Raw genomic sequence first — 16202 nt, forward strand, 5'->3', positions numbered from 1 at the left:
TACTGGCAATGCTGCCTCGGCTTTAAACATTTCTTCATAGCTTGTGTATGTTCTTGATTCTGGAAGAAACAAGGCTTTACCAGATGCTACAGCAGTTACTGGATTTATACTCAATGCTCCACAACTTAATTCTATAAGACCATCCATATTGGCTGCTAAGCGGTGAATTGCCCCTATAAAGGCATCTTGGCCACCACCGACCATACCCATTTTTAATTTTCTATTCATCGTTTGTATACTAAATATTCCCTTTTTTTAATTCTTTTACTGCATAATCACAAGCTCTAGCCGTTAATGCCATAAAGGTCAATGATGGATTTTGGCAAGCAATTGATGGCATACAAGAACCATCTGTTACAAATACATTATTTACTTCGTGCATTTGATTCCATTTGTTTAAAACTGAAGTTTTAGGATCGTTACCCATTCTGGCAGTTCCCATTTCGTGGATGGCCATTCCAGGATAACATTCATTATCATACGTTTCTACATTTTTAATTCCTGATGCTTCAAGCATTTCTGCAGCATCATTCATCATGTCAATACGCATTTTTTTCTCATTTTCTTTGTATTCGCAATCAATGGCTAATACCGGTTGACCCCATTTGTCTTTTTTATCATGGTTGATATAAACCTTATTTTCGTAATAAGGTAACATTTCACCAAAACCACCTAATCCCATATTCCATGTATCAGCCGGAAGACTCATTTTATCTTTAAAATCACCACCAAAAGCTAATTCGGCAACTTCCTCATGCCAAGGATTTCTACTGGCACCACCTTGATAACCAAAACCTCTTAAATAGTCTCTTTTATCATTGCCTATATTTTGATATCTTGGAACATAAATACCATTTGCTCTTCGGCCATAAGTATATTTATCTTGAAAACCTTCTGCTTTTCCTGAAGCGCCACAACGGAAATGATGATCCATCAAATTATGTCCCAATTGACCACTAGCATTACCTAATCCTTCCGGATGTGCTTCTGAAGTTGAATTTAATAAAATAAATGTTGAACCTAAAGTTGAACCATTTACAAAAACAATTTTAGCGTAAAACTCCATTGTTTCATTTGTTTCTGCATCAATTACCATGACTCCTTTTGCTTTCTTGGTATCTTTATCGTAAATGATATGATTTACAATAGAGTAGGGTCTTACCGTTAATCGTTTAGTTGCCATAGCGGCAGGAAGGGTAGACGATTGTGTACTAAAATAAGCTCCAAACGGACAACCACGACTGCATAAATTTCTATATTGACAACTACCACGACCATTATGAGGAACAGTCAAATTGGCTGTACGCCCTATCGTAAGAATACGTGTTCCTTTGTAATGTTTCTCCATTCTTTCCTTAACGGATTTCTCTACACAGTTCAAATCCATTGGAGGTAAAAATATACCATCAGGTAAAAGAGGCCAATTTTCTGCTTGGCCGCTTATTCCAGCAAATTTTTCAGCGTAATCATACCATGGAGCGATATCCTTATAGCGAATAGGCCAGTCGTTACCATGACCATCTTTAGCATTATCTTCAAAATTATGATCACTTAAACGGTAACTTTGGCGCCCCCACATTAAAGATTTTCCACCTACATGAAATCCTCTGTACCAGTCAAAACGTTTGTCTTCTGTATATGGACATTCCAAATCATTTACCCACCATTTTTCGGTTGCTTCATTATATGGATAATCTCTTGTTTGAACAGGATGCGTTCTTTTTTGCTCTTCGGTCATTTTTCCGGCATGCTTAAATTCCCATGGATTTTTCATGGCCGAATCGTAATCTTTTATATGTTCGATGTTCATTCCTCGTTCCAACATCAAAACTCTTAATCCTTTCTCAGTTAGTTCCTTTGCGGCCCAACCACCACTTATTCCTGAACCTACAACAATTGCGTCATAAGTATTTTCTTCTTTTAAATTTGAATTTATATTCATTCTAGGTGCGTTCTATTTGGTTAATTTGAAGATAATATTTCGAAAAAATTAATGCGATAAAGTCCCAGAATAATTTATAAAAAAGGATTTTATTTCGCCAATTGATTTCTTAAGTAGCCCAAGCTTTTTGCCCAGGTTTGTAATCGGCATTGCCATCGTATCTACTAGGGACAGGAAGGTATTCACGTGCTTGTGTACAACCAATTTCTGATGAGAAATACCCTAAAATAGTCAAATCTCTTGCAAGAATAAAAAATGAAGGCTTTTTAATATCTACAAGCGATTCGGTTCTTAACTCTTCCATTATTTTAACACGTTGCTCAGGAGACAATGCGGTAAAATTCTTACTATATTGTTCTTGACATTTTTCCTCCATTTCTTTCATTCCCGTTGCAAAAGTCTGTTGCAAATCGGCAGGGTAACATTCTTTAATCATCATAGGAATAAAAGCTCCCAAACCAGCTGCTTTAGCTCCAGGTGCTGCTTTTGTAGTTGGAATGATAATATCCGCAAATTCAGCTAAAAGTTCTTCGTCGGTAGCAGAAAATGATACATTACTATTTTCATTGTCAGGAATTATAATGTCTTTAATTAAAATTCCAACTGTTGTGGCTGAGATAACACCTCCTAGCACCAACGCTAAGTTTTTGATTGCTCTACGTCTATCCATTTACTAAATTATTAAAAGTATTAATGATTATTGAATATTATACATTTATTATAACAATACAATAATAAATAAAAATAAGATAGATTCATTTTTTTAATGTTAAATTATTGATAGAATTCAATAATTTGCAAATTATTAAGGGAATCACTTTAAAAAATTCATTAAAGTGTAACGCTAATCAATTAAAACAAGAAAAAAGTTAGGTTTTAAAAATACCTGATACAGTTAAAATTATTTTAAAAGGCATTTTACAGTATAATTTAACATGCTTTATACTACAAAAAAGAATCAAATTTTCGTTAGAACCAATTTCAATGCGTTAAAATGACATTTACTTCAAAAAAACTAATCTTAAAAAGTATTTAAATATTAGAAATAATATAAAGGTGATTTATTGCAAAAAAAAGATGCTTCAGTATTAAGATATGTAACTGTCCGCTTTGAGGACTAACTTTATTTTTTTTCCACAGATTTCACAGATTCACACAGATTCACACAGATTCACACAGATTAAAGAAAAAAGTGAATTAGATTATTGGAGAAATCCGTGAAAATCATTTAAATCTGTGGCAAAAAATACTATTGATACTAGTTAAGGATAGTCATATTAAGATATGTAACCAAAAAAATGAATTCATTCTAAAACAAATAAACATAGAGTTAATCCTGAGATTCAATCAAAATAAACTGACTTATCTTTCAAACAGTCCAAGTGTACCGCCAACCCAATCCTTATCTTTATTGAATTTTACGCCTATCATTTCGCCACGACTCAATCGTACCAAGTTGCAGAGCAGAGTAGGAGCAGCATCTTCTTTTTTCCAAACACAGAGTACACGCACTTCGGCTTTTACTTTTCCGTCAGGTGATTTAACAATAGGTAGGTAGTTTACCTTTTTTTGAAGAATATAAAGTTCTTTTTCAACTACAGCTTCAATGTCTTCTTTTTTTACATGAAAAATTACACCTGTACCTGAAAAAGAAAACAAAGGTTTTAAAACATAATTCTCTAAATCATTAGGAATTTCTTTGAGCTCACTTAATAAAGTAGTTTCTATAAAATATTTTCCTTTAAGAAAAGGTAAAATAAATTTACTGATTCGAAAAAACCAATTGGGATGTCCAGCCCATTCTACGTCAAGTTCCTCTGAAAAATGAAAATTTAATTTTAAATCGGTTCGCAAATCCAATTCATCAAAAATAACCCGATTATAGATTCTTTTTACCAGAATTTCTTCGCCTTTTTCGTTTATATAGAATAGTTGTTTGCCTTTTTTTATGAGTTCAGTAACACAAACTATCGGTATACTAATATCTCTTCTGCAATAATAAAAATCAATCTTGGTGTTTTGTTTTTCGGGTTCTATTTCAAGGAGAATAACATTATCTTTTGGATGTTTATTACAAATCGCTTCTTCCAAAATATCAAGATATTCTTGCGGTTCAATGTTATTGACAAACGGTGTTAGCTCACTAAGAAAAGGGTAGTGATTCTTGAATTTTTCATACAAATTAATCTGATAATTATACAAAGAAGGAAATCCTTGCACTTCAATTAGTTTGGGAATAATTGCTCCGTCTTCTTCACAAATTCCAAAATCAATTGCTAGAAAAGTGGTGTGTTCATCTTCATTTGGAACTTTATGATTAAGTTCTAATGATTTATTTGTAAGCGATTTAAAGTTCTCTTTTTGAATTAAAGCTATAACTTCATTACTTCCTTCAATCAATTGTGCTTTTAGTTCATTCGAAATAAAAAAAGGCGTTTCACCCAATCGAAAAGTAGGCATATAATTAAAATCGGAAGCAATATCATCTTTAAATTCCTGATATTTCGTTTCTGTAAATTGAGCATTAAATAATTCCCGATATTTTGAAATCATTTGGAATGGATTGTATTAATTAGAAAGCATTTTTTTTGTTTTCATCAAGTCATTAATTGCTGTTCGAAGGAAATTTGGAATCAAAGTTTCATTAGTTCTATAAATTTTATCGTCATCCAATAAATCTTCCAGCATATTTCTAAACTTTCTTTTTCCTTTCATAGCTCTGATTTTCTCTTTTGCGTCTTTATTTCTCAAATGGGAGACAAAGCTAATAGGATCAGCTTCCGGGTGAAATTGAGTACCTACAAAATAGTCCGTAAACCGAACCGCCATTATAGCACGTTCGTATTGTATATGGTCTCTAATTTTTTCTAAAGAAATAATTTTGGCTCCTTTTTTAGCAAAAATACTTAACTTAGGCTGTACAACCTGATAATCTCTGGAATCGATCGCATAAAAAGGATCTGCTAATCCCTCAAAAAGTGGATCAATAAGTCCTTCTTTAGTCTTATGAATCGTCATAACGCCAAAAGAAGTATCGTTTCTTTTCGTAACAGTCGCTAAACCAAAATGCAAACACGCCATTTGAAAAGAGTGACAAATAAACAATACATGTTTTTTAATTACATTTTCATTATTCCATTTGTTCAATGAATCAATAAATTCATAATATTTAACATCCCAATTCCCATCACCGATTAATGGATTCCCAGGTCCTCCGGTTGAAATATAAATATCAAAGCTGTTAATATCCGGTAATTCACATTTTACACGAACATCGAATATTTTAAAACTCACAACTGGACTAAATCGATTCACTACATCAATAATACAACGCATACCTTGGTTAGGTTCACCGTTATACATATCTAAAAGTGCAATTTTTATAATTTTATTGGACATAACCTATTTTTTAAAAAAGAATGCTCAAAGGTAATTTATATTTTATAATCCCTTGGTAAATTCACCAGTTATAAAGTCTACGACTCTGCAAAGATCTCCCGTTTCTTCAAAAACAGCTAATTGTTTATCTGCTCCCGTTCCGTTTTTCAAAATTGTATGTACATAATTAATATCCTCACGACTTCCTAATTCATCAACTACATCATCAATGAAATCAAGCAATTCCAGAATAAGCATCTTGGTTTCCACTTCTTTCTGCAATCCAAAATCAATCATATTATTGTCAATTCCATAACGTGCAGCTCTAAATTTATTTTCTTTTATTAAAGCCAATCGATAAATGTTAAAACTGGTATTGTTCATATTCAATTTGTAGAGTTTAGCTACAATTGCCTGAATTATCGCAACGATACAAATTGTTTCGTCAACCGTTAAACACATATCACAAATTCTGAATTCAATCGTATTATAAAATGGGTGCAAACGTAAATCCCACCAAATTTTCTTCGGATTATCGATACAATTGGTCTTTACCAAAGTCTCCAAATAATTCTCATACGATCCTACTGAATCAAAATATTCTGGCAATCCAGTTCTTGGAAACTTGTCAAAAACTTTGGTTCTAAAGGATTTATAACCTGTTTGCCTCCCTTCCCAAAAAGGAGAATTTGTAGAAAGCGCAAAAATATGAGGTAAGAAATAAGTCGCCTGATTCATCAGTTGCAATCCAATTTCACGGTTTTCAATACCCACATGACAATGCATCCCAAAAATTAAATTGGAACGTGCCGCATCTTGCAATTCATTTACAATATCATGATAACGAGGATCATCGGTAATAGGTTGGTCTTGCCATTTCGAAAAAGGATGCGTTCCCGCACCGCCCACAATCAAATCTTGTTTATCGGCTAATTCAACGATTTTGGAACGCAAAAATTTTATTTCATTTTTGGCATCATTAACACTATTACAAATATTAGTACCTACTTCTACCACTGATTGATGCATTTCGGCCTTCACTTGCTCATTCAAAATTATTTTGGCACCATCCACAATTTTAGACAAATGCGAACGCAAATCCCTTGTTACAGGATCAATAATTTGATATTCTTCTTCTACACCAAGTGTGAAAACTGGTAATTTTTTCATTATTTTTTTTTTAGGAGCTATTTCCCGCTTTTCGTTTCAATCTTTCTATTCCTGAAAAAAATCAGGAATAGAAAGGATTTTCACTACAATCGGGGCTAGGCAATTCCGTTTATCTATAATTTTTATTTTACAGCTACGGCGTCTTTAATAAAAGTTCCCCAAGTAAGATTGATTTTACCTGGCTTTTGTTTTTTTGCAGCAGCGATAGCCATTTTTGCAGCTTCTTCAACCACCCATTCAAAATTTTCGGCACCTACCGAAGTCAATTCAGCGTCAGGAGCTGGATTTCCAAAATCTATCGCATAAGGGATCCCATCGCGAACAGCAAATTCAACCGTGTTAAAATCATATCCCAATCCTTTACAAAGACGTAAAGTATAATCTTTTATAGTCGCTAATAATTTTTTGTCAACCGGTGGCCCATCAATCACATAACGCAAATGATGTGGATTTCTAGGTTCATATTGCATAATTCTGACTGCTTTACAGCCCAAACAATACACTCTGAAATATTCCGTAAAGACAATTTCTTCTTGCAACATCATCACTAATTGTCCCGTTTCCTGATGCTTTTCCCAAAACTCTTCTTTATTTTCCAATCGGTATACGTTTTTCCAACCACCACCGGCATACGGTTTCATATACGCTGGAAATCCAATATAATCAAAGATTCCTTCCCAATCCATTGGGTATTTTAAATTTCTAAACGATTTTCCGGTGGTATCCGTAGGATGTTCCGCCGAAGGAAGAATCACTGTATTTGGTAATGGAACTCCAAGAGTGTCTGCCAAAGCATTATTGAAAAACTTATCATCAGCACTCCACCAAAAAGGATTATTAATAACATTTGTTCCCGTTAACGCCGCATTTTTTAAATAAGCACGATAAAAAGGAACATCTTGTGAAATTCGGTCAATAATTACAGCATATTCTCCATCTTGATTTTGAACTACTTTTTCAATAGCAACTGCTTCGGCAATGATTCCTTTTTCATTTTTTGAGTTTACGCGATCTATAAATGCTTGCGGAAAGGTGTCTTCCATTCCAAATAAAATTCCTATTTTTTTCATCTTGATACGTTTATAAATTACTTAATTTTATTTTGTTTCCCCTTTGTGGGCTAGAAAAATTTAATTCTTGATAAATAATGCGGAAACATTTCTTGCCAAACTGGCCAATCGTGTTTTCGCTCCTGACGAATATCCAGCCAGTGATGTATGTTTCTGTCACTTAAAACTTTGCTCAATTTTAGATTTGCATTAAAACAAATGTCCCAATTTGAAGTTCCAAGAACAATATCCATATTCCACAATTCATGATCATCGAGTCCGTATAAATAATCCTCAGGACTATTGTAAAACACATCATCATTATGAAAACCATCCAAAAAACTCTTGATATTAAAAGCGCCACTCATAGAAAACATATGACTTACATAACCTGGATGTCGAAAAGCGAAATTAGCGGCATGATACCCGCCAAAACTGCAACCCGCAACAGCAACTTTACCCGAAGAAGTATTGTTTTTTACTTTTTCAACAATTTCATGACAAATCATTTTGTCATATCTAACATGATTTTCTATGCGATGTACTGGATGAATTTGTTTATTGTAAAAACTGTCTTTATCGATACTGTCTGGACAAAATATTTGAATTAAACCTTGCTCAATATACCATTTTGCAGAATCAATCAATCCCATATCTTTATTTTCATGGAAACTGCCCATAGAAGTAGGAAATAAGATTACAGGATATCCTGCATGTCCAAAAACCAGCATTTCAATATCTCTACCCAGATTGGGTGAATGCCATTTGAAATATTCTTCCTTCATAAACTTTATTTTTAACAATTATAATGAAAAAATCCGAGAGAATAGCATAAATAACTTTACTTAACTAATATTTATTATAAAAAACATTGCGATTATTAAATCATAATTAAATTGTAATATTTACATCAATAAGCGTCTGTTTTTTAAATTATAAACAACAAATCAAGTTGATTTAACATTTCATCATTTCTAAAAAAATGAGTTTAAATCTGATTATATCTTTTGATTAATGTTAAACAATTGGACTTGGCTTTTTAATCGTTCGATAAGCATACTCATCATTCTTTTGTTGATGTTAGAGGAATTTTTTATATACTCAGCATATTCATCGGCAGTAAATAATGCGATTATCATTCCTTTTAAAGCATTTCTAAACTTGATATCTTTTTGAATTGCATTTTCTATGACCGATAATTTTTTTTCGGTAGTATAACCATAAAAATCTGCTTTATTTTTTGCAACATAATTAATGAATGAAGCTATAAATAAATCGTTTTGCAATTTCAAGATTGGCCTAAGCACTTCATTTTGAAATGATTCCTCTGTTGAAGATTGGGTAGTTACGGAGCCTATTGTTTGTCCTCGGAATTCTTTTAAAAAAGTATCGCGTTCGTTCATGGTTTTTTCTTTAAAAATAAAGAAAATAGCCATAAGAAAAGTTTATTTTTGCAGATATAAAGAAAAATTATGAGATTTCACACTAGAAAATGGGTAAAACCAGAAGATTTGAACCCAAACGGAACCTTATTTGGAGGTAAATTATTAGCTTGGATTGATGAAGAATTAGCTTTGTATACCATCATCCAATTAGAAAATACCAGAATTGTTACTAAACATATGTCTGAAATCAACTTTAGAAGTTCAGCAAAACAAGGAGATATTATAGAAATTGGTATTGATGTTGTAAAATTTGGAAATTCTTCACTTACGTTAAAATGTGAAGCTAGAAATATGATGACACGGGAAACAATTATCACAATTGATCATACTACAATGGTTAGTTTAGGAGCTGATGGTAAACCAAAAGCACACGGAAAAACAGAAATTGAATTTGTTAAGGATCGTTTGTAGTTTTCCCTTTTTATATTTAAAGAAAGTAAAAATAAAAAAGTGCTATTATACTTGAAAATCATTTTCAGAAGCAGTTTCAAAAATTTCTAAATCGAAATATTTTACAGAAGCAATGATATGATCAAATATATCTGCCATAATGTATTCATAATTTTCAAATCGTTTATCATGTGAAAAGGCATAAACTTCAAGTGGAACACCATGAGAAGTAGATTGTAATTGCCTGCAAAGTGTAATCATGTTTTTATTTAGTCCCGGATAATGATGAAGATATTGGGTAATATATTTTCGGAACAATCCTAAATTAGTCAAATTCCTGCCATTGATTGCTAATGATTTATCAATTTTATTAACTGTATTAAAAGTATCAATTTCTACTTTTCGGGTGTCAATATAATCCGAAATCAGTTGTATTTTTTTTAACTCATTTAATTCTTCTTCTACTAAAAATCGAATGCTGCTCGTTTTAATAAGAATATGTCTTTTGATACGTCGCCCATCAGAATTTAACATTCCACGCCAGTTTTGAAACGAATCAGAGCTCAAACTGTAGGTTGGAATAGTGGTTGTGGTATTGTCAAAATTTCGAACTTTTACAGTAGCCAGATTGATTTCAATCACATCTCCATCTGCACCAAATCTGTCCATCGTAATCCAATCACCTATGCGAACCATATCGTTTATAGAGACCTGAACGCTGGACACAAATCCTAAAATTGTATCCCTGAAAATCAAGATTATCACCGCAGAAACTGCTCCTAAAATGGTTAAAAGCTCTTTTTGATCAATATCAAATAATTTTGATATAATCATAGTGATTCCAACCATCCAAAGCACTATCATGATAACCTGAATGAAGCTATCAATCGGTTTATCGCTATAACGGGGTTTTAGTTTTAAATAATCTCTTAATGCGTTAAAAACAGTACGGATAATCCACAAAACTAATATGACAATATAGATTCCAACTAATTTTCCAAAAAATCCTTCCCAATATTCAAATCGTTCTAAAATGATGGGAACAGATTTATAGATAAACAAGAGCGGAATTAAATGTGCAATATATTTTGCTGTTTTATTCGTAACTAATAAATCGTCGAATTTAGTTTTGGTTTTTTGGGCTATAACTGCCATAATAGTAACCAAAATAAGACGAAAAATCACATAAATGGCATACGCTAATACACATAAAACAGCTATGTTTATTAGCAAACTTAAATAGGAAGCTGAACTACTCCCTAAACCCCATTTTCGGAATACAGGATATAGAAAAGTGAATATTTTTTCTATGTATTTATACATTTTGCAAGTATTTCTTTTCTACATAAAAAGTCCCCAAAGGAACAATTGATGCAAGACAAATAATTCCAAATTTTTTGTAGTCCCAATTTTCTTTAAATTTTAATAGTACTGCCAATATAATATAGGTAATAAACAACAGTCCGTGAGCCATTCCTATTGGAAATAAAAGTGTTTTGTAAAGAACTAAATTTGTAGGTTTTACAATAAGCATATTTGAAAATAAAACCAAATAGGAAATTCCTTCGAGAATAGCAACAATCTTAAAAAATCTAAGCATAAAAATTAAATTAGTGTATAAAAGTAAAAAAATAGGTTTTGAAAAAACGGACTTACTATTTTTTTATGGCAAAATTAAGTATTATCATTGATTTTGGATGTATTCATTACTAAAGTAATTTACTTTTGTATTCTTAAACTTTGATAATGAGCAAACGCGATTTAAAAAAATACTTAGCTGAACTTAATAAAGAGCAACTCGAAGAACAGATTATCGAATTGTACGAGAAGTTCAGCCCCGTAAAAGTTTATTATAATTTTGTTTTCAATCCAAAGGAAGAAACGCTTTTGCAGGAATGTAAACTTAAAATTTCGAATGAATATTATCCTTTAAAAAAGGCCGGAAGACGCAGCAAACCAAAAATGAGACGTTCTGTTGCCCAAAAATACATCAAGCATTTCACGCTTTTGGGAGTAGATCCCTTTATAATTGCTGATGTGATGCTTTATAACATTGAAATTGCACAGACATTTTCATCGGAACATATTGTAAAACAAGACTTATTTTTTAAAAGTATGTTCAATTCTTTTGAGCAAGCTGTAATTTTCTTGATTGCAAATGGAATACTCAATGACTTCAAAACAAGAATAATAGGAATTCATAACGAAACCATTACTCAAAAATGGTATAATGAACCTGAATTCAATGCGATTATAGAGCGATTTGAATATTAAGTTGTTGCATAATTCAATTTTATTTAATCAATCGTTTTTTTTTTAATTAAAATTGACAATTAAACTGTTTTTTAGGCGTATTTTTGCAAAAATCCAACAATAAGCAATGTCCCAAAACACTTTAGAAATAGAAATCGAAGACAAAAAAGAACTTTATGCATATCAAAAAGGCGACATTGACGCCATATTTGAACGCATAGATAATGCACCGCCACAACATCATTTGTTATACCAATTGCCTACAGGTGGTGGGAAAACAGTAGTGTTTTCAGAAATCGTGCGTCGTTATTTATCACAACACGATAAAAAAGTAGTTGTTTTAACACACCGAATTGAGTTGTGTAAGCAAACTTCAAAAATGTTGAAGGGTTTTGATGTAAAAAACAAAATCATCAACAGTAAAGTAAAAGAACTTCCGGATCAAAACGATTATTCTTGTTTTGTGGCCATGGTGGAAACTTTGAAAAATAGAATCAATGACGAAAAATTACATTTAGATAATGTAGGATTGGTAATCATCGATGAGGCGCACTACAACTCATTTAGAAAATTATTAAGCTCTTTCAAAAATGCCTTTATATTAGGAGTTACCGCAACGCCTTTAAGTTCGAATATTAAATTACCAATGCATGAAAGCTACGATGAATTAATCGTAGGAGACACCATTAGCTCTTTGATTGCAAATGGCTTTTTGGCCAAAGCGATTACCTATAGTTATGATGTAGGTTTGACTTCATTAAAAGTAGGTATCAATGGTGATTACACTGTTAAATCATCGGATGATTTATATACGAATATGGCCATGCAGGAAAAATTATTGCATGCTTATACAGAGAAATCTTTAGGCAAGAAAACCTTAATTTTCAATAATGGAATCAATACATCTTTATATGTGTATGAAACATTTAGAGAAGCCGGTTATGCGATTCGTCACTTAGACAATACCAGTAATAACGAAGAAAGAAAAGATATTTTACATTGGTTTAAGCATACGCCGGATGCAATTCTAACATCAGTTGGGATTCTTACCACCGGTTTTGATGAGCCTACTGTAGAAACAATAATTTTAAATAGAGCGACAAAATCATTGACATTATATTACCAAATGATTGGTCGTGGTTCTAGAAAACTACCTAATAAAGATATTTTTAGCGTTATCGATTTAGGAAATAATGCAGCACGATTTGGACTATGGAGTGAGCCGGTAAACTGGCAACACATCTTTAAATCACCGGAGTTTTACTTGGAAAATTTACGTGATGATACGGAAATCGAATTGTATTTTAAATACAGCATGCCTCCAGATATACGGGCTAAATTCAGTAAAACGGAAGTCGTGACTTTTGATGTAGATGAAGAACATAAACTCATCATCAAACAAAATTTGCGCTCAAAAGAAGTGCTGGAAAAATCATTGGAACAACACGCTGCTATGTGCGTTGATAATTCAGAGACTTTGCAAGAAGCTAAAGCATTAGGAAAATTGTTAGATGATGATATCGATTGTCGCATCAAGCGCTATTCAAAATGTTTGAGTCAGTGCAGTAAAAATTACCGCGAGTGGCTTGTTGATGATTACAAATTAAAACTGGTATTGTTAACCGGGAAAAAATATCGTGAAAAAATCATGAACGAACCGGATGAAGATTAATATTTCTTTTTCAAGGAACTAATCCCGCTATTCGTTACAAATAAATTCACTGAACTCCAATTAAAATAAAAGTAGTGTGAAGTAATCTTTTATTTTTAAAGAAAAAATAAAAGGATTTTCACTGCTATTGTGGCTAGAAATTACGTTTACAAAACAACTTTTTTATAAAATTATAAAATCCAAAAAAATGCCAAAGCAATTCTCTGATTTAGGAATTTCAGCACCCATATTAAAAGCAATAAATGAATTGAAATTTACTGTACCAACAGAAATTCAACAAAAAACAATTCCGTTGCTTTTATCAAATACAACGGATCTGGTTGGACTTGCCAAAACGGGTACTGGAAAAACAGCGGCATTTGGATTACCTATTTTACAATTAATAGATACCAATTTATCTGTTATACAAGCAGTAATTCTTGTACCAACAAGAGAATTGGGACAACAAATCTTTAAGAATTTAGAATCTTTTGCTAAATTCCTACCCGAAGTTTCAATTGCAGCAACTTGCGGAGGAATTCCAATCAAACCACAAATAGAAAGACTTTCATTGCCTACACATATTGTGGTGGCAACACCTGGACGTTTAATTGATTTGATTCAGCGCAAAGCGATAAACTTAAAAGAAACCAGATTCCTCGTGCTTGATGAAGCCGATGAAATGGTTACCATATTAAAAGAAGGCTTAGACGAAATCATCGCCGAATTACCTAAAAATCACAATACCTTTTTATTCTCGGCAACCATGCCCGGAACTATAAAACAATTGATTCAAAACTATTTGAATAAAAATGTTGTCCAAGTTAGCGCCAACATGGAAACGATAGGGAATCAAGGAATTGACCATGAATATATTGTGGTGGATCCCATTGAAAAACTGGATGTTTTGATGCATTTCTTGAATACTAAAGAAGGAGAGCGCGGAATTATCTTTTGCAAAACAAAAGCCGCTGTCAATAAATTAGCCAAAAACTTAGCCATCAACCGGTTTTCATCAGGCGCATTGCACGGAAGTTTATCTCAAGGAATTCGAGATAGAATCATGGAGCAATTCCGTGAAGGACATATCAATATATTAGTAGCCACCGATTTGGCAGCAAGAGGAATTGACGTAAAGGAAATCTCTTATGTAGTGAATTATCATTTGCCGGACGTTTACGAAGCTTACGTTCACCGTAGCGGAAGAACGGCAAGGGCAGGAGCAAAGGGACTTTCTTTAACGGTTTTACAACCGGAAGAAGTGGTGGAAATTGCTGATTTCGAAAGAGAATTAGGAATAAAATTCACCCAGTTCAAAAAACCAACGGTTGCCAGCATCGAAGAAAACAACACATTATTGTGGGCCAAACAAATTTTTAAAACCAAGCCCAATCATGATGTTGATGCGGAACTTAAGACCAAAATAAAAACAGTTTTTCATCATTTGACTAAAGATGAATTAATTGAGAAGTTATTGGCTAATTATTTGTTGCAAAACAAAAATGAACCTTTGGAAAAGCCCGTTAAAAAGCTTAAAAAGAACTAAACATTTAAAGTTTTTTTAATATTTAATATTTTAGCAGCATCCATAAATAATGTATATTTATGGATGCTTTTTAAATTTTAGACTACAAAAACACGATATGGAAATTATAATAATAGGAGGAGGATTTGCAGGATTAAATCTTGCTAAAGAACTAGTAAATGAAAAAGGAATCAATGTAACGCTCGTTGACAAAAACAATTATAATTTCTTTCCGCCACTAATATATCAGGTTGCTACCGCTTTTTTAGAACCCTCAAGCATCAGTTACCCTTTTAGAAAATTTTTCTCCGGTAAAAAAAATCTACAATTCCGTTTAGGAAATTTATTAAAAGTAAACCCTTCAGAAAATAAAATCATTCTCAACAATGGAGAATTAACATACGATTACTTAGTTTTTGCCACTGGTGCCGAAACGAGTTATTTTGGAATGGAAAACGTAAAGAAAAATGCCATTCCAATGAAAACGCTGAATGATGCCATTGTAATGCGTAATACATTGTTGAAAAATTTAGAAAAAGCAGCCATTTGCAAAGACATTCGCGAACGCAGAAAATTATTAACCATTGTAGTTGCTGGTGGTGGCCCAACAGGCGTTGAAGTTTCGGGAATGTTTGCTGAGATGCGTAAAAATATTTTGCTAAAAGAATACCCGGAATTAAGTACTACTGCAAGTAATATTTATCTAGTTGACGGTGCCAATGCCGTATTATCTCCAATGAGCAAAGCTTCACAGGAAGATACGCTTGAAGCGCTGACAAAATTAGGAGTTGTAGTAAAATTAAATACTACAGTGGTGGATTATATTGATGACACGGTATATTTTGGAAATGGGGAAACAATTCAAACCAAAAATTTAATTTGGGCAGCGGGAGTTTCTGCAAAAGTTTTCGAAGGAATTCCAACAGAAAGTTATGGTCGTGGAAAAAGAATGGCCACTGATGCTTTTAATAAAGTTAACGGCACAGAAAATATCTTTGCGATAGGCGATACTTGCATTCAGCTTACAGATGCCGATTTTCCTAATGGTCACCCACAAGTGGCGCAAGTTGCGATTCAACAAGGAATAAATTTGGCTGATAACTTTAAACTAATGAGCCAAAAAAAGCCATTAAAACCATTTGAATATAATGATAAAGGATCTATGGCTATTATTGGAAAAAATAAGGCTGTGGTTGATTTACCAAAACCTAAAATGCATTTCAAAGGATTTTTTGCCTGGATAATATGGCTATTTATTCACCTCATTTCATTGATAACCTATCGCAACAGGGTAAAAACATTCTTCAATTGGATGATTGCTTATTTTGCAAAAGATCAATCTTTACGTATGATTATCAGACCTGATAAAAAAGTCAAAACAGAACCAAAACAATACTAA

15 protein-coding genes and 1 pseudogene are annotated in these 16202 nt (G+C 32.7%); 5 read left to right on the top strand and 11 right to left on the bottom strand.

The features are described from left to right. From ACM55F_RS15855 to ACM55F_RS15895, 9 genes and pseudogenes are all read right to left on the bottom strand, one after another. Positions 1–210 (bottom strand): annotated as a pseudogene (locus tag ACM55F_RS15855) (gfo/Idh/MocA family oxidoreductase); the annotation flags it as partial. A gap of 28 nt (positions 211–238) precedes the next feature. Then, complete coding sequence (locus tag ACM55F_RS15860) at positions 239–1942, bottom strand: GMC oxidoreductase (RefSeq protein WP_416854811.1); 1704 nt, start codon at positions 1940–1942, stop codon at positions 239–241. Between the two features lie 109 nt (positions 1943–2051). Then, a complete protein-coding gene (locus tag ACM55F_RS15865) occupies positions 2052–2612 on the bottom strand; it encodes a gluconate 2-dehydrogenase subunit 3 family protein (protein WP_416854812.1) in 561 nt (186 codons plus the stop codon). A 692-nt stretch (positions 2613–3304) separates the two neighbouring features. Next, positions 3305–4495, bottom strand: coding sequence for a hypothetical protein (locus ACM55F_RS15870; RefSeq protein WP_416854813.1), 1191 nt, complete (start codon positions 4493–4495; stop codon positions 3305–3307). Between the two features lie 15 nt (positions 4496–4510). Continuing rightward, positions 4511–5341, bottom strand: a complete 831-nt coding sequence (locus ACM55F_RS15875) for a type 1 glutamine amidotransferase (RefSeq protein ID WP_416854814.1) — start codon at positions 5339–5341, stop codon at positions 4511–4513. 42 nt (positions 5342–5383) lie between these two features. Next, positions 5384–6490: a carboxylate-amine ligase gene (locus ACM55F_RS15880; protein ID WP_416854815.1), complete on the bottom strand. Its 1107-nt coding sequence runs from the start codon at positions 6488–6490 to the stop codon at positions 5384–5386. A 122-nt stretch (positions 6491–6612) separates the two neighbouring features. Next, positions 6613–7560: an ATP-grasp domain-containing protein gene (locus tag ACM55F_RS15885; RefSeq protein ID WP_416854816.1), complete on the bottom strand. Its 948-nt coding sequence runs from the start codon at positions 7558–7560 to the stop codon at positions 6613–6615. A gap of 50 nt (positions 7561–7610) precedes the next feature. Beyond that, positions 7611–8324: an esterase family protein gene (locus tag ACM55F_RS15890; protein WP_416854817.1), complete on the bottom strand. Its 714-nt coding sequence runs from the start codon at positions 8322–8324 to the stop codon at positions 7611–7613. Between the two features lie 213 nt (positions 8325–8537). Continuing rightward, positions 8538–8942, bottom strand: a complete 405-nt coding sequence (locus ACM55F_RS15895; protein WP_416854818.1) for a glyoxalase — start codon at positions 8940–8942, stop codon at positions 8538–8540. A 69-nt stretch (positions 8943–9011) separates the two neighbouring features. Between ACM55F_RS15895 and ACM55F_RS15900 the strand changes: the two genes are divergently transcribed. Further along, entirely contained in the window at positions 9012–9395 is a 384-nt protein-coding gene (locus ACM55F_RS15900; protein ID WP_035672571.1) for an acyl-CoA thioesterase, read from the top strand. 45 nt (positions 9396–9440) lie between these two features. Here the strand turns inward: ACM55F_RS15900 and ACM55F_RS15905 are convergent, their stop codons facing one another. Together ACM55F_RS15905 and ACM55F_RS15910 are read right to left on the bottom strand one after the other, a co-directional pair. Then, complete coding sequence (locus ACM55F_RS15905) at positions 9441–10697, bottom strand: mechanosensitive ion channel family protein (RefSeq protein WP_416854819.1); 1257 nt, start codon at positions 10695–10697, stop codon at positions 9441–9443. After that, positions 10690–10974 carry a DUF3817 domain-containing protein gene (locus tag ACM55F_RS15910; protein WP_416854820.1) on the bottom strand — a complete coding sequence of 95 codons (285 nt, stop codon included), beginning with the start codon at positions 10972–10974 and terminating at the stop codon, positions 10690–10692. Before ACM55F_RS15910 ends, ACM55F_RS15905 begins: the two co-directional genes overlap by 8 nt. Positions 10975–11120: 146 nt before the next feature. Here ACM55F_RS15910 and ACM55F_RS15915 point away from each other — a divergent pair, with 146 nt between their 5' ends. From ACM55F_RS15915 to ACM55F_RS15930, 4 genes are all read left to right on the top strand, one after another. Next, a complete protein-coding gene (locus tag ACM55F_RS15915; protein ID WP_416854821.1) occupies positions 11121–11648 on the top strand; it encodes a DUF6155 family protein in 528 nt (175 codons plus the stop codon). Between the two features lie 106 nt (positions 11649–11754). Next, complete coding sequence (locus ACM55F_RS15920; protein ID WP_416854822.1) at positions 11755–13299, top strand: DEAD/DEAH box helicase; 1545 nt, start codon at positions 11755–11757, stop codon at positions 13297–13299. Positions 13300–13486: 187 nt separating this feature from the next. Continuing rightward, a complete protein-coding gene (locus ACM55F_RS15925; RefSeq protein WP_416854823.1) occupies positions 13487–14824 on the top strand; it encodes a DEAD/DEAH box helicase in 1338 nt (445 codons plus the stop codon). A 97-nt stretch (positions 14825–14921) separates the two neighbouring features. Further along, the gene (locus ACM55F_RS15930) at positions 14922–16202 is read left to right on the top strand and encodes an NAD(P)/FAD-dependent oxidoreductase (RefSeq protein ID WP_416854824.1); all 1281 of its coding nucleotides are present in this window, start codon (positions 14922–14924) and stop codon (positions 16200–16202) included.

It is taken from the genome of Flavobacterium melibiosi (genome assembly GCF_048158545.1).
GTDB classification, from domain to species: domain Bacteria; phylum Bacteroidota; class Bacteroidia; order Flavobacteriales; family Flavobacteriaceae; genus Flavobacterium; species Flavobacterium melibiosi.